This window comes from Luteimonas sp. TWI382 (genome assembly GCF_039674545.1).
GTDB lineage: Bacteria > Pseudomonadota > Gammaproteobacteria > Xanthomonadales > Xanthomonadaceae > Luteimonas.
The window spans coordinates 57,453-77,053 of sequence record NZ_JBDJNS010000017.1; the positions used below are offsets into that span (position 1 = coordinate 57,453).

Below are 19,601 nucleotides of genomic sequence, written 5' to 3' on the forward strand. Positions count from 1 at the left end.
GCGTCATGACCAATCGTCAAGGAGCGGCGGGGACCGATCACGACTTCGAGGGGATTTCATGACACAGGGTTTGAGGGCTGGGGGCGCGCGTCGCCATTCGTTGCATCCGCTGGTGCCGGCGCTGGCGATCGCGCTGGGCTGCATGGTCGGCGCCGTCGCACCGGTATCGGCGCAAGCGCCGCAGCGCGAGTTCGCGGTGCAGAGCCAGCCACTGGGCGCCGCGCTCAACCAACTGGCGCTCAGCGCCGAGCGCGAGATCATCGTGTCCCCGGATCTGGTGCGAGGCATCACCGCACCGGCGGTGTCCGGGCGCCACAGCCTCGGCGAGGCGCTGGACCTGCTGCTGGCCGGCACCGGACTCACCTACCGCGAGAGCGATGGCCGCGTGATCATCGTCGCCGAGGAGAACGCGCCGCAGGCCGCGGCGTCGCCGGCGGCGTCCGGTGCGCGTGCGGCGGTCGCGGGGGCGTCGGGCGATGCGGTCAGCCTGGACACCGTCCGGGTCTCGGCCTCGCGCATCGACCGGCCTGATTTCGTCTCGCCGACGCCGATCCTGCCGATCAGCGCCGAGGAGCTGAACCTGGACATGCGCACCAACATCGGTGCCGCGCTCAATGACCTGCCGCAGTTCCGTGCGACCAGTTCGCCGCAGACCACCGGCTCCAACACCGGCGCCGGCAACGCCCCGGTCGACCTGCGCGGCCTGGGCATCAGCCGGACCCTGGTGCTGCTCGACGGACGTCGCGTCTCGGGCGATAACGACCTCAACACCGTGCCGTCGGTGCTGGTGAAATACGTGGACGTGGTGACCGGCGGTGCGTCGGCGGCCTGGGGCTCGGGCGCGGTCGGGGGCGTGGTCAACATCACCCTGGATCACGACTTCGAGGGGGTGAAGTTCGGCGCGCAGGCCGGGCGTTCGACCTATTCGGACGGCGACGAAAAGCGTTTCGAGGGCGCCTGGGGCACGCGCTTCGCGGACGATCGCGGCCACCTGCTGGTCGGCGGCGAGTTCCTCGACAACGATGGCATCGTGCCGCGCAGTGCCCGCCCCCGGGCCGGCCGCTGGTCGACGTTGCGGATCGATGGCCAGCCGACGCTGATGCCCGATGTCGGCTTCGCCGATGCCGCGATCGGTGGGCTGATCGTCGGCGCGCGCGACGCGAACGGCAAGGCGGTCAGCGGGTTTTCGCTGACCGGTCAGGCGTTCAACCCCGACGGTTCCTTGCGGCCCTTCGATTACGGCAAGGTGGTCGGTGCGCTGATGAGCGGCGGCGAAGGCCCGTCGAACGACGACTACAGCCCGCTGAGCGCGCCGCAGAAGCGCTACTCGACGCTGGCCAGCGTGCGCTACGACTTCACCGACACGGTCCGGATGAGCGCCGACGTGCGCCACTCGCGCATGTACAACCACTACATCTGGTTCGGCGACCACAACCGCGGCAACCTGTCGATCGGGCTGGACAACGCATTCCTGCCGGGCACGGTGCGCGAGGAAATGATCGCCGCCGGCGCCAGCACGCTGACGCTGGGCCGGTTCAACAACGACATCAACTATCCGCGGATCGACTTCGAGCGCCGCACCACCCAGGCCACGCTGGCCTTCGACGGCTACGCCGGCGACTGGCGCTGGAGCACCTATTACTCGCACGGCGAGGCGGAGCAGAACTTCGACACGCCCGGCTTCGTGTTGCGGCAGGCGTGGGCGAACGCGATCGACTCGGTCATCGACCCGGCGACCGGCGCGCCGGTGTGCCGGGTCACGCTCGCCGATCCCAGCGTCGCCTGCGTGCCGATCAACGTGTTCGGCGAAGGCGCGCCGTCGCAGGCCGCGGCCGACTACGTGACCGGTACGCCCAGCCAGCGCTCGACGACCAAGCTCGACACCTTCGGCGCGAGCCTGCGCGGCGAGCCGTTCCAGATGCCGGCCGGCGCCGCCTCGGTGGCGGTGGGCGTGGAAGCGCGGCGCGAGTCGATCGATCAGCGCGTGGGTGCACTCGATGCGGCCAAGGCGTTCCGCTCCTTCAGCTTCAATCCGATGCAGGGCAGCTTCACGGTCAAGGAACTGTTCGGCGAGGTGCTGCTGCCGATCGCCAAGGATCGCGGCCTGCTGCACGATTTTGGCGTCAACGCCGCCGCGCGCGTGTCCGATTACTCCACCACCGGAGCGATCTGGTCCTGGAAGCTGGGCGCGACCAACGAGTTCTTTCCAGGCTTTCGCGGCCGCATCGCCCGCTCGCGCGACATCCGCTCGGCGAACCTGAGCGAACTGTTCACCACCAGCACCACCGGCTGGAGCTACGTGCTCGACCCGGTCACCGGCCAGACGGTGTATGCGCTGAGCAACGGCGGCGGCAATCCGGCGCTGGTCCCCGAGACCGCGGACACGCTCACCGTCGGCCTGACCTGGTCGCCGCAGTCGATCGAGGGGCTCGATCTGTCGGTGGACTATTTCGACATCCAGATTCAGGACGTCATCACCACGGTGGGGCTGCAGGACATCCTCAACCGCTGCGCGGCCGGCAACCCGGCGATGTGCGCACGCGTGGAGCGCGATGCCGGCGGCAACATCACGCGCATCGTCTCCACCTACACCAACCTGTCGCAGTACAAGACCGACGGCGTGGACATCGAGCTGGCCTACAAGCGGCCGACGACGCTGTTCGGTGTGGGCGGGACGCTGACCACGCGCACCCTGGCCAGCTGGATCAACAGCCTGACCACCGACGACGGCATCAACAACATCGAGTACGTCGGCTCGCAGGGCTATGCGTTCGGGCTGGGTGTGCCGCGCTGGCGTGCGGTCAGCAGCCTGACGTTCAACAGCGACCGGTTCTCTGCCAACGTCCGTGCCCGCTACATCTCGTCCGGGCAGTACGACCGCAACCAGGCGATCGTCAACGGCGCGATCGGCAGCTACGTCTACTACGACCTGGGTGCGAGCACGCGGCTGGGCGAGGGCGGACAGCTGGAGCTGTACGGCGCGATCAACAACGTCACCAACAAGCAGGCGCCGATCGGATCGACGTTCTCGCCGTACTACGACGTGATGGGTCGCTACTACACCGCCGGCGTTCGCCTGAAGTTCTGAGCGTCCCGCTCCCCGACACGAAGGTATGACATCCATGAAGACCGCACACCAGGCGCTCTTGGGTCTCGCATTGCTGGTGGCAGCGACGGTCGCATCCGCGACCGTCGCCGTGCCCCCGGCGGTCCTGGCCGACGGCGTCCCCGAGATTCCCGACGACACCGCGACGCGTACACGCCCCTACCTGGAGTTCCGCAGCGCGCAGTTCCTGGGCTGGAACCGGGCCGATCGCTCGATGCTGATCAAGACCCGCTTCGGCAGCACCGACCAGTTGTTCGAGGTCGCCCAGCCCGACGGCGCACGCCGGCAGATCAGCTTCGAGGCCGAGCCGACCCCGTTCGCCACCCATGCACCGGCCGGCGCGCCGGCACTGGTGGTGCAGAAGGACGTCGGCGGCGACGAGTTCTTCCAGCTCTACCGGCTCGACGAAGGCCGGCTGACGCTGCTCACCGACGGCAAGAGCCGCAACGCGTTCGGCGCCTGGAGCCGGGACGGGCGCTGGGTGGGCTATTCGTCGACCCGCCGCAACGGCACCGACGCCGATCTGTATGTGATCGATCCGCGCGACCCGTCGACCGATCGCCGGGTGGCGACGGTCACCGGCGGCGGCTGGAACATCAGCGACTTCTCCGCCGATGGCCGCAACGCCCTGGCGATCAACCGACTGTCGATCAACCAGGCGGTGGTCGCCGAGATCGACCTGCGCAGCGGCCGGATGACCCCGCTCACCGATCCGGCGCAGCCCGCGTCCTACGCCGACGCGCGCTACGCGGCCGATGGCAACATCTGGACGCTGTCCAATCGCGATGCGGACGTGGTGCGTCTGGGCAAGCTCGATCGCCGCAGCGGCGCGTTCACGGCATTGAGCCCGGAAACGCCATGGGATGTGACCGATTACGCGGTCGCCGACGATGAGCGCTTCGTCGTCTATGCAATCAACGATGCGGGCGTGTCGCGGCTGCGCGTGCTCGATCCGGCGAACGGACAAGTCCGCAACGTCGACGGTCTGCCCGACGGCGTGCTGCACTGGAGCTTCGGGCACCTGCTGCAGATCGCGCCCTGGGGTGAGATCGGCCTGAGTCTGTCGGCCTTCGATGTGCCGGGCGATGCGTTCTCGGTCGATCCCGACACGCTCGCGGTCAGGCGCTGGACCCGCAGCGAGGCGGGCGGGCTGGATCTGGCGCGCAACCGGGCGCCGGAGCGGGTCGAGATCCGCAGCTTCGACGGCGAGGCGATGTCGGGCTTCCTGTACCGCCCCGACCCGGCGAAGTTCCCCGGCAAGCGGCCGTTGATCATCGACATCCACGGCGGGCCCGAGGGCCAGAGCCGACCGGGGTTCCTCGGCACCGACAACTACCTGGTCAACGAGCTGGGCATCGCGATCTTCCTGCCCAACGTGCGCGGCTCGTCCGGCTATGGGCGGCGGTTTCTCGACCTCGACAACGGGCCGTGGAAGCGCGAGGACTCGGTGCGCGACATCGGCGCGTTCCTCGATGCGCTCGAGCAGGACGCGGCGCTGGATTCGACGCGCTTCGCGGTCTACGGATTCTCCTACGGCGGTTACATGTGCTACGCCTCGGCAGTGCATTACAGCGACCGCCTGCGCGCGGCCAGCTGTGCGGTGGCGATCTCCGATTTCGTGACGTTCCTGGAGAACACCCAGTCCTATCGCCAGGACCTGCGGCGGGTCGAGTACGGCGACGAACGCATTGCCGAACAGCGCGCCAAGCTCGCCGAGATCTCGCCGCTGCGCAACGTCGATCGCATCCGCGTGCCGCTGATGGTCGCCACCGGCGGCAACGACCCGCGCGTGCCGCCATCGGAGGCCGAACAGATCGTCGCCGCCGTGCGCGCCAACGGCGGCCGCGCCTGGCACGTGCTCGCGCGCAACGAAGGCCACGGGTTTCACAAGCGCGAAAACCGCGACTACATCTTCTGGGCCGGCGTCACCTTCTGGCAGGACACCCTCCTCGACGACTAAAAACCGGGGTCAGAGTGCAATTTCCCCACATGACGGCGAGCGACGCCCCGATGGCGTCGCTCCCGTCGCACGGGCATCGTCGCTCGCACGCCACCGCAAGGATGCGAGCATGCCCCGACGCCCCCGGATCGACCTGCCCGATGTGGCCCAGCACATCGTCCAGCGCGGCAACGACCGCCAGTCGTGCTTCTTCGACGACACCGATCGCCTGGGCTACCTGCAGGATCTGCGTGAGACCGCGCGACAGCACGGCTGCGCCATCCACGCCCACGTGCTGATGAGCAACCACGTGCATCTGCTGGCGACGCCGGCCGCCGCGGGACAGATCGCACGCATGATGCAGTCGCTCGGCCGGCGCTACGTGCGCTGGATCAACGCGCGTCACGGTCGCACCGGCACGCTGTGGGAAGGTCGCTACAAGGCCTGCCCGGTGATCGGCGAGGCGTACCTGCTGCGTTGCCTGCGCTACATCGAACGCAATCCGCTGCGCGCGCGCATGGTCGACGAGGCAGCCGAATATCCGTGTTCCAGTCATCGCGGCAACATCGGCGCCGTGGACGATCCGCTCAGTCCGCATCCGGCCTGGCAAGGCTTGGCGTCGAGCCCGGCGCTGCGTCACCAGGCGTGGCGCGCGCTGGTCGCGGAGGCCGTCGATGCGAACGAGACCGAAGCCATTGCCGCGCATCTGCAGCGGCAGCACCTGTACGGTTCCGAACACGCGTGGCAGGCACTGGAGGCCCGACTCGGGCGGCCGGCGGGGCCGGTCAGGCGGGGGCGGCCGCCGTGCGGGCGTGCAGGCCGGGCGGCGGAAAATGCACGCTGACCCCGGTTTTCAGAGGGCGGGCAGGCGCAGGGGCGGGAAGGCGCGTTGGACGCAGTCGGTGCGTTCGCAGACCTTGCAGCCCGGGCCGATCGGGGTGGCGGTGGCGAGGTCGTCGAGGTCGAGGCCGCGCGAGTAGGTCAGGCGGTCGGCGTGGCGCAGGTCGCAGCCCAGGCTCACGGCAAACGTCTTGCGCTGTCGGCCGTGGCCGGTCGGCCCGCTCTCGACCTGGCGGGCCAGCCAGAAGTGGCGGCGGCCGTCGGGCATGCGGGCGACCTGGGTCAGGATGCGGCCGGGCTGGTTGAAGGCCTCGTAGACGATCCACAGCGGGCAGGCGCCGCCGACGTGCGAGAAGTGGAAGTCGGTGGCCGAGTGGCGCTTGGAGACGTTGCCGGCGCGGTCGACGCGCACGAAGAAGAACGGCAGGCCCGGACGCCCGGGGCGGGCGAGGGTGCTCAACCGGTGGCAGACGGCCTCGAAGCCGACACCGAAGCGGTGGGCGAGGCGGTCGATGTCGTAGCGCTCGGCCTGGGCGGCATCGAGAAACGCGCCGTAGGGCATCACCAGCGCCCCGGCGTAGTAGTTCGACAGGCCGATACGGGCCTGGGCCGCGCGCTCGGGATCGGCGAAACCGGCCTGGGCGACCAGGGTGTCGATCAGCGCGCCGTGCTCGCGCAATGCGAGTTCGGCGGCCATCTGGAACGCCTGTTGTCCGGGCTGCAGCCAATCGGGCAACCACAGGGTGCGGGTGTCCGGGTCGAAGCGGCGCTTGTCGTCCATCCCGTCGTCCAGCGCCACGACAATGCCGTGGGCCTCGCGCAGCCGCTGGCGCAGGCGTGGCGCGACCTGTCCGGCGACCAGCCCGTGCGCGCCGAACGCCGCTTCGGCGATGTCGTCGAGCTCGGCGACATGATTGCGGCGCCGGTTGAAGTAGTCGCGCACCGGGTCGCCGTCTGGCCCGGCGAGTTCGACCTCGCCCAGGTGCGCGGCCAGGACGTCGGCGCGCTCGCGGATCGCACGCTGGCGCCGGTGCAGGTCCAGCAGCAGGCGGGCGATGCCGGGCAGGTCGCCGGCCAGTGTCTCGAGCTCGTCCGGGGTCGCGGCGGTCTCGCCCAGGTCGGCCAGCGCCTCGCGCAGTTCGCCGACCAGGGCGGCCGGACCGGCGCCGTCGAACAAGGCCGGCTGTGGGCCGAGCAGGGCCTCCAGCCGCGCCTGCACTGCCGGGGTCAGCGGGCGTTGGTCGCGTTCGATCTGGTTGAGATAGCTCGGCGACAGGGCCAGTGCCTGCGCCAGCGCGGCCTGCGCCAGGCCGTGTTGCTGGCGCAGGCGTCGCAGCCGGGCACCGACGAAGCGCTTGGGGCGGGACATGACGATTCGCAACCTTCGCAGGAATGTGCGCGATGTTCGCACGATACGCGGTGGTGGACGGGCGCCGGGCAGCGCGATCCTGCGAATAATGCGAATCCCGTCCCGCCCGCAGGCCTGCCCCATGTCGAATGCCCCGCACTCCGTCCCGCTGCTGATCGACGGCGAGTTCGTCCAGTCCCAGACCCGCGAATGGCGCGATGTGGTCAACCCGGCCACGCAGGCGGTGCTGGCGCGGGTGCCGTTCGCGACCGCGGCCGAGGTCGACGCGGCCGTCGCCGCCGCGCAGAAGGCGTTCAAGACCTGGCGCAAGACCCCGATCGGCACGCGTGCGCGGATCTTCCTCAAGTACCAGCAGCTGATCCGCGAGCACATGAGCGAGCTGGCCGCGATCCTGACCAGCGAGCAGGGCAAGACCCTGCCCGACGCCGAGGGCGATGTGTTCCGCGGCCTGGAGGTGGTCGAGCACGCCGCGGCGATCGGCAACCTGCAGCTGGGCGAACTGGCCAACAACGTCGCCAATGGCGTGGACACCTATACATTGCTGCAGCCGTTGGGCGTGTGCGCCGGCATCACCCCGTTCAACTTCCCGGCGATGATCCCGCTGTGGATGTTCCCGATGGCGATCGCCACCGGTAACACCTTCGTGCTCAAGCCCTCCGAGCAGGACCCGCTGGTGACGATGCGCCTGGTCGAGCTCGCGCTCGAGGCCGGCATTCCCAAGGGCGTGCTCAACGTCGTGCATGGCGGCCCGGACGTGGTCAACGCGATCTGCGACCACGTCGACATCAAGGCGGTCTCGTTCGTCGGCTCGACCAAGGTCGGCACCCACGTCTACAACCGCGCCTCGCTCGCCGGCAAGCGCGTGCAATGCATGATGGGCGCGAAGAACCACGCGATCCTGCTGCCCGACGCGAACAAGGAGCAGACCCTCAACGCGATGGCCGGCGCCGCCTTCGGCGCGGCCGGCCAGCGCTGCATGGCCGCCAGCACCGCGGTGCTGGTCGGCGAGGCGCAGGCCTGGATTCCCGATCTGGTCGCCAAGGCCAAGACGCTGAAGGTCGGCGGCGGCACCGAGCCCGGCACCGATGTCGGGCCGGTGATCTCCTGCGCGGCGCGCGAGCGGATCGAAGCGCTGATCGCCTCGGGGATCGAGGAGGGCGCGACGCTGGAGCTCGATGGCCGCAATCCCCAAATGGGCGGCGACTACGCCAAGGGCAATTTCGTCGGTCCGACGATCTTCTCCGGAGTCAAGCCCGGCATGCGCATCTACGACGAAGAGATCTTCGGGCCGGTGCTGGTGATCCTGGCGGCCGAGTCGCTGGACGAGGCGATCGCGCTCGTCAACGCCAATCCCAACGGCAACGGCGTCGCGGTGTTCACCCAGTCCGGTGCGGCCGCGCGCAAGTTCCAGGAGGAGATCGATGTCGGCCAGGTCGGCATCAACGTGCCGATTCCGGTGCCGGTGCCGTTGTTCTCGTTCACCGGCTCGCGCGCGTCCAAGCTCGGCGACCTCGGTCCGTACGGCAAGCAGGTGGTGACGTTCTACACCCAGACCAAGACGGTGACCGCGCGCTGGTTCGACGACGAGACGCTGGGCCACGGCGTCAACACCACGATCAGCCTGAAGTGATGATGGCGGCCACCACCACCGCCGGCGCCGATTTCGGCCTGACCGAAGAGCAGGCTGCGTTCCGCGAGGCCGCGCGCGATTTCGCCGCCGCGCAGCTCGCGCCGCAGGCCGCGCACTGGGATGCGGAGGGCATCTTTCCGCGCGAGGTGATCGCCGGCGCCGGCGCGCTCGGCTTCTGCGGCATCTACACGCCCGAGGACGCGGGCGGTATCGGCCTGTCGCGGCTGGATGCGGCGCTGATCTTCGAGGAGCTCTCGGCGGCCGACCCCTCGACCGCGGCCTACATCAGCATCCACAACATGGCGACCTGGATGCTCGCATCCTGGGCCGGGGCGCGGGTGCGCGGCGAGTGGGCCGCGGCGATGGCCAGCGGCGACAAGCTCGGCTCCTACTGCCTGACCGAGCCCGGCGCGGGCTCCGATGCCGCCTCGCTCAAGACCCGCGCGGTGCGCGATGGCGACGACTACGTCATCGATGGCAGCAAGGCCTTCATCTCCGGCGCCGGTGCCACCGACATGCTGATCGTGATGGCCCGCACCGGTGGCGAGGGCGCGCGCGGGATCAGCGCGTTCGCGGTGCCGGCCGACCTGCCGGGCATCGCGTACGGCAAGAAGGAAGAGAAGATGGGCTGGAACAGCCAGCCTACCCGCACGATCAGCTTCACCGGCGTGCGCGTGCCGGCCGACCATCTGCTCGGCGCGGAAGGCGAGGGCTTCAAGATCGCGATGAAGGGCCTGGACGGCGGCCGCATCAACATCGCGGCCTGCTCGCTGGGCGCCGCCCAGGGTGCGCTCGACGCCGCGCGCGGGTACCTGCGCGAGCGCAAGCAGTTCGGCAAGGCGATCGGCGAGTTCCAGGCGCTGCAGTTCAAGCTCGCCGACATGGCCACGCAGTTGGTCGCCGCCCGGCAGATGGTGCACACCGCCGCGCGCAAGCTCGATGCCGGCAGCGCCGATGCCACGGTGTGGTGCGCGATGGCCAAGCGCTTCGCGACCGATGCCGGCTTTGCCGTGTGCAACGATGCGCTGCAGTTGCACGGCGGCTACGGCTACATCCGCGAGTACCCGGTCGAACGGCTGTTGCGCGACAGCCGCGTGCACCAGATCCTGGAAGGCACCAACGAGATCATGCGCGTGATCGTCGCGCGCCATCTGCTCAACACCGAGGAGGACCTGCGATGAGCCACACTGCCCACGACTACCGCACGCGCGACTGGACCGGGCTGGGGCTTGCGATCGACGGCCACACCGCGATCGTCACGCTGCGCAATCCGCCGGCCAACACCTGGACCGTGCACAGCCTGGCCGCGCTGCGCGACCTGGTCGTCGCGCTCGACGGCGATCGCGACATCTATGCGCTGGTGATCACCGGCGAGGGCGAGAAGTTCTTCTCGGCCGGCGCCGACCTCAAGCAGTTCGCCTCCGGCGACAAGGCCGCCGCGCGCGAGGCCGCGCGCCGCTTCGGCGAGGCCTTCGAGGCGCTGAGCGCATTCCGCGGTGTGTCGATCGCCGCGATCAACGGCTATGCGATGGGCGGCGGGCTCGAATGCGCGCTGGCCTGCGACCTGCGCATCGCCGAGGCGCAGGCGCAGCTGGCGCTGCCCGAGGCGACCGTGGGTCTGCTGCCGTGCGCGGGCGGCACCCAGAACCTCACCCGCCTGGCCGGCGAGGGCTGGGCCAAGCGCATGATCCTGCTCGGCGAGCGCATCGACGCGGCGACCGCGCTGCGCATCGGCGTGGTCGAGGAGGTCGTGGAGCGCGGTGAGGCGAAGGCGCGCGCGCTGGACTGGGCGGCCAAGGCCGCCAAGCAGTCGCCGACCAGTGTCGCGGCCTGCAAGCGACTGGTGCAGACCACGCGCAGCCAGCCGGCGGTCGCCGGGCTGATCGCAGAGCGCGAACGGTTCGTCGACCTGTTCGACACCGCCGACCAGAAGGAAGGCGTCGCCGCGTTCCTGGAAAAGCGCAGCCCCGTGTGGACCAACGCATGAGTGCGGCCGATCCTGCCGCGGTGCTGTTCGAGGAGCGCGCCGCCGCTGGCGGCCGCCGCGTGGGCATCGCCACGCTCAACCGGCCCAAGACCCTCAACGGTCTGTCGCTGGAGATGGCGCGGCTGCTCGATGCGCAACTGGTGGCCTGGGCGAAGGACGAGGCGATCGCCCTGGTCGTGCTGCAGGGCGCGGGCGAAAAAGCGTTCTGCGCCGGCGGCGACCTGCATGCGCTGTACGAGAGCATGACCGCGTATCGCGCGGCGGGCGCCACCGACGTGCGCGACAACGCCTACGCCGCCGAGTTCTTCGAGGTCGAGTACCGCCTCGACCACCGCATCCACACCTACCCCAAGCCGGTGCTCTGCTGGGGCCATGGCATCGTCATGGGCGGCGGCATCGGGCTGATGGCCGGCGCCAGCCACCGCGTGGTGACCGAGCGCTCGAAGCTGGCGTTCCCGGAAATCACCGTCGGTCTGTTCCCGGACGTGGGCGGCAGTTGGCTGCTCGCCCGCGTGCCCGATCGCGCCGGCCTGTTCCTTGCGCTGACCGGTGCGCTGCTGGGACCGGGCGATGCGATCCACGCGCAGTTGGCCGACGTGCAACTGGCGGAGGCCGATCGCGAGACGGTGTTCGACGCGCTCGCCGCCGAGGCCTGGGCGCGCGAGGACCGCGACAACCACGCGCGCCTGGACACGCTGCTGCAGCGCTTCGCCGTGTCGGCCGAGCCTGGCCCGCTGCAGCGGCATGCGCAGACGGTGGCCGCGATCTGTGCGCACGCGCGGCTGGAGGACATCGTCGAGGCGATCGCCGCACTCGATGCCGGCGAAGACGCCTGGCTCGGCGCGGCGCAGAAGACGCTCGCCGCCGGTTCGCCGGGATCGGCACGGCTGGGGTTCGAGCTGCAGCGCCGCGCGGCCGACCTGTCGCTGGCCGACGTCTTCCGCATGGAGTACGTCGCCGCGCTGCACTGCGCTGCGCATGGTGATTTCGCCGAAGGCATCCGCGCGCTGCTGATCGACAAGGACCGCACCCCGCGCTGGGAGCCGGCCACACTGGCTGCCACGACACCGGCCTGGGCGCAGACGTTCCTCGTCGAACCCGACTGGCCGGGTGGTGTGCATCCACTCGCCGACCTGGCCTCGCCGCGCGCCGCATGACCTGTCGGCCGTCGAAGACCGCACGCCCCATCCGCATCGTCACCTGGAGAACCACATGACTCGCATCGCCTTCATCGGACTGGGCAACATGGGCGGGCCGATGGCCGCCAACCTCGCCAAGGCCGGCCACGCCGTGCGCGCCTTCGACCTCAATACGGACGCGCTCGCCCCGGTCGTGCAGGCCGGCGCGAGCGCCGCTGCCAGCGCTGCCGACGCGGTCAACGATGCGGAGGTGGTGATCTCGATGTTGCCGGCCAGCCGCCACGTCGAAGGCCTGTACCTGGGCGACGACGGCCTGATGGCGACGCTGCCCGACGGCGCGCTGGTGATCGACTGCAGCACGATCGCGCCCGCTTCGGCACAGAAGGTCGCCGCTGCGGCGAAGGCGCGTGGCCTGCAGATGATCGACGCCCCGGTCTCCGGCGGCACCGCGGGCGCCCAGGCCGGCACGCTGACCTTCATCGTCGGCGGCAGCGCGGATGCGCTCGAGCGCGCCCGGCCGGTGCTCGAGGCGATGGGCAAGAACATCTTCCACATGGGCGAGGCCGGCGCCGGCCAGGTCGCCAAGCTGTGCAACAACATGGCGCTGGGCGTGATCATGGCCGCGACCGGCGAGGCGATCGCCCTCGGCGCCGCGCATGGCCTGGACCCCAAGGTGCTGTCGCAGATGATGGCGGTCAGCACCAGCCGCAGTTGGGCGACCGAGGTCTGCAATCCGTGGCCCGGCGTGCTCGAAAACGCACCGGCATCGCGCGGCTACACCGGCGGTTTTGGCAACGATCTGATGCTCAAGGACCTGGGGCTGGCCGCGGAGGCCGCGATGGGCACGGGCGCGGCGGTGCCGCTGGGCGAGCTGGCGCGCAACCTGTACGCGATGAACAGCCAGGCCGGCAACGGCGGGCTGGATTTCTCCAGCGTGGTGACGCTGCTGCAGCGACGCTGATCTGGACATCCGCCCGGCATCGCCGGGCGGATGATGGCGCAGGCGCGCCGCACGTGGCGCCGCGTGGCGTGGGCACGCACACGCGATCGGCCGGCGTCGGGCGCGCCGTGTCTAGCGAGCTGGCGGATGCGCGGCGATCCCCGCATGCCTGCCCGAGAATGCGACAGCGGGCACATGGGCGCAGGCTCGCGCATGACTTCCGGCGCCTGTGCGCGCCGCGCCCGCCGCTTAAGCTCGCGGGCTGAGTCGCCCGGGTGGCGACGCGTCTGTCTGGGGACGATCGAATGCCATCACCGTCGCTTCGCGCGCGGGCCCTGCGCCTGTGGTTTTCGTGCTTGTTGCCGTTGCTCGGCCTGCTGCTGTGCGGACCTGCATCGGCGGTGACCGGCTATTACCGCGATCCCGCGCTTCATGGCGCGCAGCTGGTGTTCGCCTCCGAAGGCGACCTGTGGCTGGCGGGCGTCGACGGTGGCCAGGCCCGGCGCCTGACCAGCCATCCGGCCAACGAGACCCAGCCCTCGATCTCCGCCGACGGCACCCGGTTGGCCTATGCGGCCGACTACGACGGCGCCACCGAGGCCTATGTGATGCCGCTGGCCGGTGGCGTGCCCAAGCGTCTGAGCTTCGAAGGCGGGCGCGTGCTGGTGCAGGGCTGGACCCCGCAGGGTGAGGTGCTCTATGCGACCGACCAGCGGGTGGGGCCGACCTGGTCGTGGACGCTGCATGCGGTGCATCCCGATACGCTGGCCCGGCGCGAATTGCCGCTGGCCGATGCGCGCGAGGCGACGTACGACGATCAGGGGCGGCTGTACTTCATCCGTTTCGGCCTGGCCGTGACCCAGGACAACGCGCGCGAGTACCGCGGTGGCGCTCGCGGCCAGCTGTGGCGCTTCGACCCCGGCGCCCGCGAGGCCGTGCGCCTGGCCGCCGACCACGTCGGCACGCTGTCGCGGCCGATGTGGTGGCAGGGCCGTGTGTACGTGACCAGCGATGCCGACGGCGTGCCCAATCTGTGGTCCTTCGATGCCGACGGCGGCGATACGCAGCAGCTCACCGCGCATCGCGACTTCGAGGTGCGCGGGGCGCAGTTGCGCGACGGCCGCATCGTCTACCAGCGCGGCGCCGACATCGCCCGCTACGACATCGCCAGCGGCGACGATCGTGTGCTCGCCTTGACACTGGCGACCGACACCGCATCGCGGCGCACGCGCTGGCTGGACCGGCCGCTGGCCTTCCTCGACAGTGCGCGCGTGTCCGCCGACGGCAGCCGGGTCGCGCTGACCGCACGCGGGCGCGTGGCGCTCGCCGGCACCGGCGCGGTTCGCCGGATCGAGCCGGCGCTGCCGGAAGGCAGCCGGGCGCGCAATGCGGTTCTCAGTCCCGATGGGCGCTGGCTCTACGCGATCGGCGATGCCACCGGCGAGCATGAGATCTGGCGCTTTCCCGCCGATGGCAGCGGCCCTGGCGAGGCCCTGACCCGCGACGGCCGCACCCAGCGCTTCGACCTGGCGCCCTCGCCCGATGGCCGTTGGCTGGCGCACAGCGACTTCAGCGGCGCGCTGTGGCTGCTGGACCTGCGCAGTGGGCAGAACCGCCGGATCGACCAGAGCCCGGTGCGCGCCTACGAAGGCGTCGTCTGGGCGCCCGACAGTCGCGCGCTGGCCGTGGTGCGACCGGACACGAGCTATCAGCGCGAGCAGATCGTGCTCTACACCGTCGCCGACGGACAGCGCCATGTGCTGACCAGCGACCGCTACAACAGCCATTCGCCCGCGTTCACCGCCGACGGCCGCTGGCTGTATTTCCTGTCCGAGCGCGAGTTCCGCGCGACGCCGGGTGCGCCCTGGGGCGACCGCAACATGGGGCCGATGTTCGACCGGCGCACCCGCCTCTATGCGCTGGCGCTGCAGCCGGACAACCGCTTCGCGTTCCAGCCGCCGACCGAACTGCGCGCCGTCGATCCGGCGATCGACGCCGACACCCCCGAGCGCGAGGCCGAGAAGGCCGAGGATGCGAAGGAGGCCGCGGCAGGCGCGCTGCCGCGGATCGTCACCGCCGGGCTGGCAGCGCGGCTGTACGAGGTGCCGGTGGAGGCCGGCAACTATCGCGCGCTGGCTGCCGGCCAGAAACACCTGTTCGTGCTCGACCAGCCTTCGCAGGCCGAGGCCATGCCGGCGCTGCGCAGCATCGCCTATCGCGCCGAGCGGGCGCGCATCGAGACCTTCGCCGAGCATGTCGCCGAGTTCGGCCTGTCGGCCGACGGCAAGACCCTGTTCTACCGCACGGCCGAGCGTGACGGCCCGGGCGAGATGTACCTGGTTCCGGTCGCCGACAAGCTGCCCGACGACCTCGAGCCGCACCAGGTCCGGACCGGCGACTGGCGCTTGGCGGTCGAACCGACGCGCGAGTGGACGCAGATGTTCGACGATGCCTGGCGCATGCAACGCGACTACCTGTTCGACCCCGGCCTGCGCGGCCAGGATTGGGTGGCGATCGGCGCCAAGTACCGGCCGCTGTTGCCGCGCGTGGGCGAGCGCACCGAACTCGACGACCTGCTGCGGCAGATGGTGGCCGAACTGGGCGTGCTGCATTCGCAGGTGCGCGGGGGCGAGTACCGCCAGGACCCCGAGCGTCCGGTGCCGGCCTCGCTCGGCGGTGTGTACGAGGCCCATGCCGACGGCGTGCGCCTGCGCCATATCTATCGCAGCGATCCCGAGCTGCCCGATGCGCGCGCGCCGCTGGCCCGGCCCGGCACCGCGCTGCGCGCCGGTGACGTGATCACCGCGATCAATGGCCAGCCGGTGCGCACGCCGGCCGACGTCACGCTGCGTCTGGAACACCAGGCCGGACAGCAGGTGCGGCTCGACTACCGCCGCGACGGCACCGCGCGCAGCACCGTGACGGTACCGGTGACGATGGAGCGCGATGCCCAGCTGCGCTACGACGACTGGGTGCAGTCGCGCCGGGAGCACGTCGAGCAGGCGACCGACGGCCGCATCGGCTACCTGCACCTGTACGCGATGGGCGCCAACGACATCGCCGCCTTTGCGCGCGAGTTCTACGCCAACGTCGACCGCGAAGGCCTGGTCATCGACGTGCGTCGCAATCGCGGCGGCAACATCGACAGCTGGGTCCTGGGCACGTTGCTGCGTCGCGCCTGGGCGTTCTGGGCGCCGCCGGGGTCGGCGCCGTACTGGAACATGCAGCAGAGCTTCCGCGGCCACCTGGTGGTACTGGCCGATGCGCTGACCTATTCCGACGGCGAGACTTTCTCCGCCGGCGTGCAGGCGCTGGGCCTGGGCCCGGTGATCGGCCAGCGCACGGCCGGTGCCGGCGTGTGGCTGAGCGACAGCAATCGCCTGGTCGATCGCGGGGTGATGCGCGCGGCGCAGAATGCGCAGTTCGACCGCGACGGACGCTGGTTGATCGAAGGCCGCGGCGTCGATCCGGACATCGCGGTCGACAACCTGCCGCACGCGGCGTGGCGCGGCGAGGACGCCCAGCTCGATCGCGGCATCAGTGAACTGCTGCGCCGGCTCGAGGCGGCCCCGGTGCCGCGGCCGCAGCCGCAGCCGTTCCCGATCCGTGGCCGCTTCGACGACGGCGAACCCGCCGCCATCGACGCCGCGCCGTCGGGACCGTAGCGGCAACACGTCATCCCGGCGTTGCCGGGATGACGCGGCGGGAGGGCGCTACCATGGCCCTCCAGCGCCCTCCGCCCGCACCGTCATGCCTGCACCCCAACGCCAGCCGCTTCCGCTTCCCGACGGGTTCGCCCCCGCGCACGACCGCCTGCTGCTGCATTCGTGCTGCGCGCCGTGCTCGGGTGAGCTGATGGAGGCCTTCGTCGAGGCGGGCATCGACTACACCGTGTTCTTCTACAACCCCAATATCCATCCGGTGAAGGAATACCTGCTGCGCAAGGAGGAGAACATCCGCTTCGCGCAGAAGCACGGCGTGCCGTTCGTCGACGCCGACTACGACACCGACAACTGGTTCGCCCGCGCCAAGGGCATGGAGAATGAACCCGAGCGCGGCATCCGCTGCACGATGTGCTTCGACATGCGCTTCGAGCGCACCGCGCTGTATGCCCACGAGCACGGCTTTCCCCTGATCACCAGCTCGCTGGGCATTTCGCGCTGGAAGAACATGGCGCAGATCAACGACTGCGGCCATCGTGCCGCCGCGCCCTACGATGGCCTGAGGTACTGGGACTACAACTGGCGCAAGGGAGGCGGATCGTCGCGGATGATCGACATCAGCAAGCGCGAGCGGTTCTACCAGCAGGAGTACTGCGGTTGCGTGTACTCGTTGCGCGACACCAACCGCCATCGTCGGGCGCAGGGCCGCGAGCGCATCCGCATCGGCATCCAGTTCTACGGCGATGCCGAGGATTGAGACGCGCCGCGCGGCGCGACGGGCCGGCAATGCGCTACTGTCGCCGATCACCCGAAGGAGACCCACCATGCGCCTTGTCCTGGCCGCCTGCGCCGCCCTGGCCATCGCGCTGCCCGCCGCCGCCGCCGACCGCATCACCGGGCGGACGTTCGCGACCCGCAGCGAAGTCCTCGCGCCGCACGCGATGGCCGCGACCTCGCACCCGCTGGCGACCCAGATCGCGCTCGACACCATGCGTGCGGGCGGCTCGGCGGTCGATGCCGCGATCTCGGCCAACGCTGCGCTGGGGTTGATGGAGCCGACCGGCAACGGCATCGGTGGCGACCTGTTCGCGATCGTCTGGGACCCGAAGACGCGGCGCCTGTATGGCTATGACGGGTCCGGGCGCTCGCCGCAGTCGCTGACCCTGGCCGAGTTCGCGCGTCGTGGCCTCACCGATATCCCCTCGCACGGCCCGCTGCCGGTCACCGTGCCCGGCGCGGTCGACGGCTGGTTCGCGCTGCATGGCCGCTTCGGCCGGCGCGCGATGGCCGACAACCTCGCACCGGCAATCCGCTACGCGCGCGAGGGCCATCCGGTGCACGAGGTCATCGCCTATTACTGGGGCCGGTCGGTGCCGCGACTGTCGCGGTGGCCCGGCTTCACCGAGCAGTTCACGATCGATGGCCGTGCGCCGCGCAAGGGCGAGACCTGGCGCAACCCCAATCTCGCCAATACCTTGCAGGCGATCGCCGACGGCGGTCGCGACGCGTTCTACAAGGGGCAGATCGCGCGCACGATCAGCGACTACTTCGCCGCCAACGACGGCTTCCTGTCGTACGAGGACCTCGCCGCGCACACCGGCAACTGGGTCGAGCCGGTGTCGACCAACTACCGGGGCGTCGATGTCTGGGAGCTGCCGCCCAGCGGGCAGGGCATTGCGGCGCTGCAGATCCTCAACCTGCTCGAACCCTACGACCTCGCGTCCTACGGCTTCGGCAGTCCGGAACACGTGCACCTGTTCACCGAGGCCAAGAAACTCGCGTTCGCCGATCGCGCCCGCTGGTATGCCGATCCGGCGTTCCATCCGGCACCGGTCGCACGGCTGATCTCCAAGGACTACGCGCGTGAGCGCGGGCAGCTGATCTCGATGGACCGCGCGCTGCGCGAGGTGCAGCCCGGCACGCCGCGCCAGCTCGACGAAGGCGACACGATCTATCTGACCACCGCCGATGCCGACGGCATGATGGTCTCGCTGATCCAGTCCAACTATCGCGGCATGGGCAGCGGCATGGCGCCGCCGGGCCTGGGTTTCATCCTGCAGGATCGCGGCGAGCAGTTCGTGCTCAAGGCCGAGCATCCCAACGGCTACGCGCCGGGCAAGCGGCCGTTCCACACGATCATCCCCGCGTTCGCGACCCGCGACGGCGAGCCGTGGCTGAGCTTCGGCGTGATGGGCGGTGCGATGCAGCCGCAGGGCCACGTGCAGATCCTGATCAACATGATCGACTTCGGCATGAACCTGCAGGAGGCCGGCGATGCGCCGCGGATCCAGCACGACGGCTCGACCGAACCGACCGGGCAGAACACCGCGATGACCGACGGTGGCGAGCTCGACCTGGAAAGCGGCTTTTCGTACGAAACCGTGCGCGCGCTGATGATGAAGGGCCATTCGGTGCGCTTCTCGCACGGCCCCTACGGCGGCTACCAGGCGATCATGAAGAACCCGCACGGCGGCTGGATCGGCGCCAGCGAATCGCGCAAGGACGGTCAGGCCGCCGGCTACTGAGCGAAGGTCGACGCCCCAAGTCACCTCCCCCGCTCGCGGCAGTGTTCGACACACAAATGTCGCGCGCGGCCCCGGGGGAGGGAGCGCAGCGCTGCGGTGCCGAAGGACCGAAGATCGCGCCACCTCCCCCGCCTGCGGGGCGAGGTCGACGCGCGCAGCGCGGCGCGTGGGGGGGCGGGGCATTTCCCGACATCCAAACGACGTTCCCTCGTGGCCGATCGCCCCCACCCCAACCCTCCCCCGCACGCGGGGGAGGGAGCACGGCGCTGCAATGCCGAAGATCGTGGCACCGTCCTGCACGCGGAAGAGAGGGCCGCGCCGCAGCGCCGGCGATCGCGACACCTCCCCCGCTTGCGGGGGAGCAACGGTGTTGGAGGTCAAGCCGCAACAGGCGTTTCGAGTCGGAATCTGGCGTTGTCTCGAAGCATGGCGTTGAGGATGGTCAGCAGCTTGCGCATGCAGGC

12 protein-coding genes are annotated in these 19,601 nt (G+C 70.3%); 11 read left to right on the top strand and 1 reads right to left on the bottom strand.

Features of this window, described 5'->3' with window-relative positions; all coding sequences use genetic code 11:
• Positions 1-58: 58 nt before the first annotated feature.
• The 3 genes from ABE505_RS11745 to ABE505_RS11755 all read left to right on the top strand — a co-directional run bounded on the left by ABE505_RS11745 (position 59) and on the right by ABE505_RS11755 (position 5,889).
• A complete protein-coding gene (locus tag ABE505_RS11745; protein ID WP_346444438.1) occupies positions 59-3,088 on the top strand; it encodes a TonB-dependent receptor in 3,030 nt (1,009 codons plus the stop codon).
• 34 nt (positions 3,089-3,122) lie between these two features.
• Positions 3,123-5,066 (top strand): prolyl oligopeptidase family serine peptidase, encoded by a 1,944-nt coding sequence (locus ABE505_RS11750; RefSeq protein WP_346444436.1) that lies wholly within the window; start codon positions 3,123-3,125, stop codon positions 5,064-5,066.
• Positions 5,067-5,175: 109 nt separating this feature from the next.
• Positions 5,176-5,889, top strand: coding sequence for a transposase (locus ABE505_RS11755; RefSeq protein WP_346444435.1), 714 nt, complete (start codon positions 5,176-5,178; stop codon positions 5,887-5,889).
• Positions 5,890-5,898: 9 nt separating this feature from the next.
• On the opposite strand, the gene ABE505_RS11760 is transcribed toward ABE505_RS11755, so the two are convergent.
• Complete coding sequence (locus ABE505_RS11760; RefSeq protein WP_346444433.1) at positions 5,899-7,254, bottom strand: short-chain fatty acyl-CoA regulator family protein; 1,356 nt, start codon at positions 7,252-7,254, stop codon at positions 5,899-5,901.
• 121 nt (positions 7,255-7,375) lie between these two features.
• Between ABE505_RS11760 and ABE505_RS11765 the strand changes: the two genes are divergently transcribed.
• From ABE505_RS11765 to ggt, 8 genes are all read left to right on the top strand, one after another.
• Positions 7,376-8,884 (top strand): CoA-acylating methylmalonate-semialdehyde dehydrogenase, encoded by a 1,509-nt coding sequence (locus ABE505_RS11765; RefSeq protein WP_346444432.1) that lies wholly within the window; start codon positions 7,376-7,378, stop codon positions 8,882-8,884.
• On the top strand, positions 8,884-10,065 hold the full coding sequence (locus ABE505_RS11770; RefSeq protein ID WP_346444430.1) for an acyl-CoA dehydrogenase family protein: 1,182 nt from the start codon (positions 8,884-8,886) through the stop codon (positions 10,063-10,065). The genes ABE505_RS11765 and ABE505_RS11770 overlap by 1 nt, the downstream gene beginning before the upstream one ends.
• Complete coding sequence (locus tag ABE505_RS11775) at positions 10,062-10,871, top strand: enoyl-CoA hydratase (RefSeq protein ID WP_346444428.1); 810 nt, start codon at positions 10,062-10,064, stop codon at positions 10,869-10,871. Before ABE505_RS11770 ends, ABE505_RS11775 begins: the two co-directional genes overlap by 4 nt.
• Positions 10,868-12,028 (top strand): enoyl-CoA hydratase/isomerase family protein, encoded by a 1,161-nt coding sequence (locus ABE505_RS11780; protein ID WP_346444427.1) that lies wholly within the window; start codon positions 10,868-10,870, stop codon positions 12,026-12,028. Before ABE505_RS11775 ends, ABE505_RS11780 begins: the two co-directional genes overlap by 4 nt.
• A gap of 43 nt (positions 12,029-12,071) precedes the next feature.
• Positions 12,072-12,971, top strand: a complete 900-nt coding sequence (mmsB, locus tag ABE505_RS11785) for a 3-hydroxyisobutyrate dehydrogenase (RefSeq protein ID WP_346444513.1) — start codon at positions 12,072-12,074, stop codon at positions 12,969-12,971.
• A gap of 335 nt (positions 12,972-13,306) precedes the next feature.
• Positions 13,307-16,615, top strand: coding sequence for a S41 family peptidase (locus tag ABE505_RS11790; RefSeq protein WP_346444425.1), 3,309 nt, complete (start codon positions 13,307-13,309; stop codon positions 16,613-16,615).
• An 85-nt stretch (positions 16,616-16,700) separates the two neighbouring features.
• The gene (locus ABE505_RS11795; protein ID WP_346444423.1) at positions 16,701-17,369 is read left to right on the top strand and encodes an epoxyqueuosine reductase QueH; all 669 of its coding nucleotides are present in this window, start codon (positions 16,701-16,703) and stop codon (positions 17,367-17,369) included.
• Positions 17,370-17,436: 67 nt separating this feature from the next.
• A complete protein-coding gene (ggt, locus tag ABE505_RS11800) occupies positions 17,437-19,137 on the top strand; it encodes a gamma-glutamyltransferase (RefSeq protein ID WP_346444421.1) in 1,701 nt (566 codons plus the stop codon).
• The last annotated feature ends 464 nt before the right edge of the window (positions 19,138-19,601 follow it).

Excerpts from the sequence above, each read along its gene's own strand:
- ABE505_RS11780 (WP_346444427.1), top strand. The coding sequence starts at position 10,868 with ATGAGTGCGGCCGATCCTGCCGCGGTGCTGTTCGAGGAGCGCGCCGCC.
- ABE505_RS11745 (WP_346444438.1), top strand. The coding sequence starts at position 59 with ATGACACAGGGTTTGAGGGCTGGGGGCGCGCGTCGCCATTCGTTGCAT.
- ggt (WP_346444421.1), top strand. The coding sequence starts at position 17,437 with ATGCGCCTTGTCCTGGCCGCCTGCGCCGCCCTGGCCATCGCGCTGCCC.
- ABE505_RS11775 (WP_346444428.1), top strand. The coding sequence starts at position 10,062 with ATGAGCCACACTGCCCACGACTACCGCACGCGCGACTGGACCGGGCTG.
- ABE505_RS11750 (WP_346444436.1), top strand. The coding sequence starts at position 3,123 with ATGAAGACCGCACACCAGGCGCTCTTGGGTCTCGCATTGCTGGTGGCA.
- ABE505_RS11770 (WP_346444430.1), top strand. The coding sequence starts at position 8,884 with ATGATGGCGGCCACCACCACCGCCGGCGCCGATTTCGGCCTGACCGAA.
- ABE505_RS11760 (WP_346444433.1), bottom strand. The coding sequence starts at position 7,254 with ATGTCCCGCCCCAAGCGCTTCGTCGGTGCCCGGCTGCGACGCCTGCGC.
- ABE505_RS11795 (WP_346444423.1), top strand. The coding sequence starts at position 16,701 with ATGCCTGCACCCCAACGCCAGCCGCTTCCGCTTCCCGACGGGTTCGCC.
- ABE505_RS11765 (WP_346444432.1), top strand. The coding sequence starts at position 7,376 with ATGTCGAATGCCCCGCACTCCGTCCCGCTGCTGATCGACGGCGAGTTC.
- ABE505_RS11755 (WP_346444435.1), top strand. The coding sequence starts at position 5,176 with ATGCCCCGACGCCCCCGGATCGACCTGCCCGATGTGGCCCAGCACATC.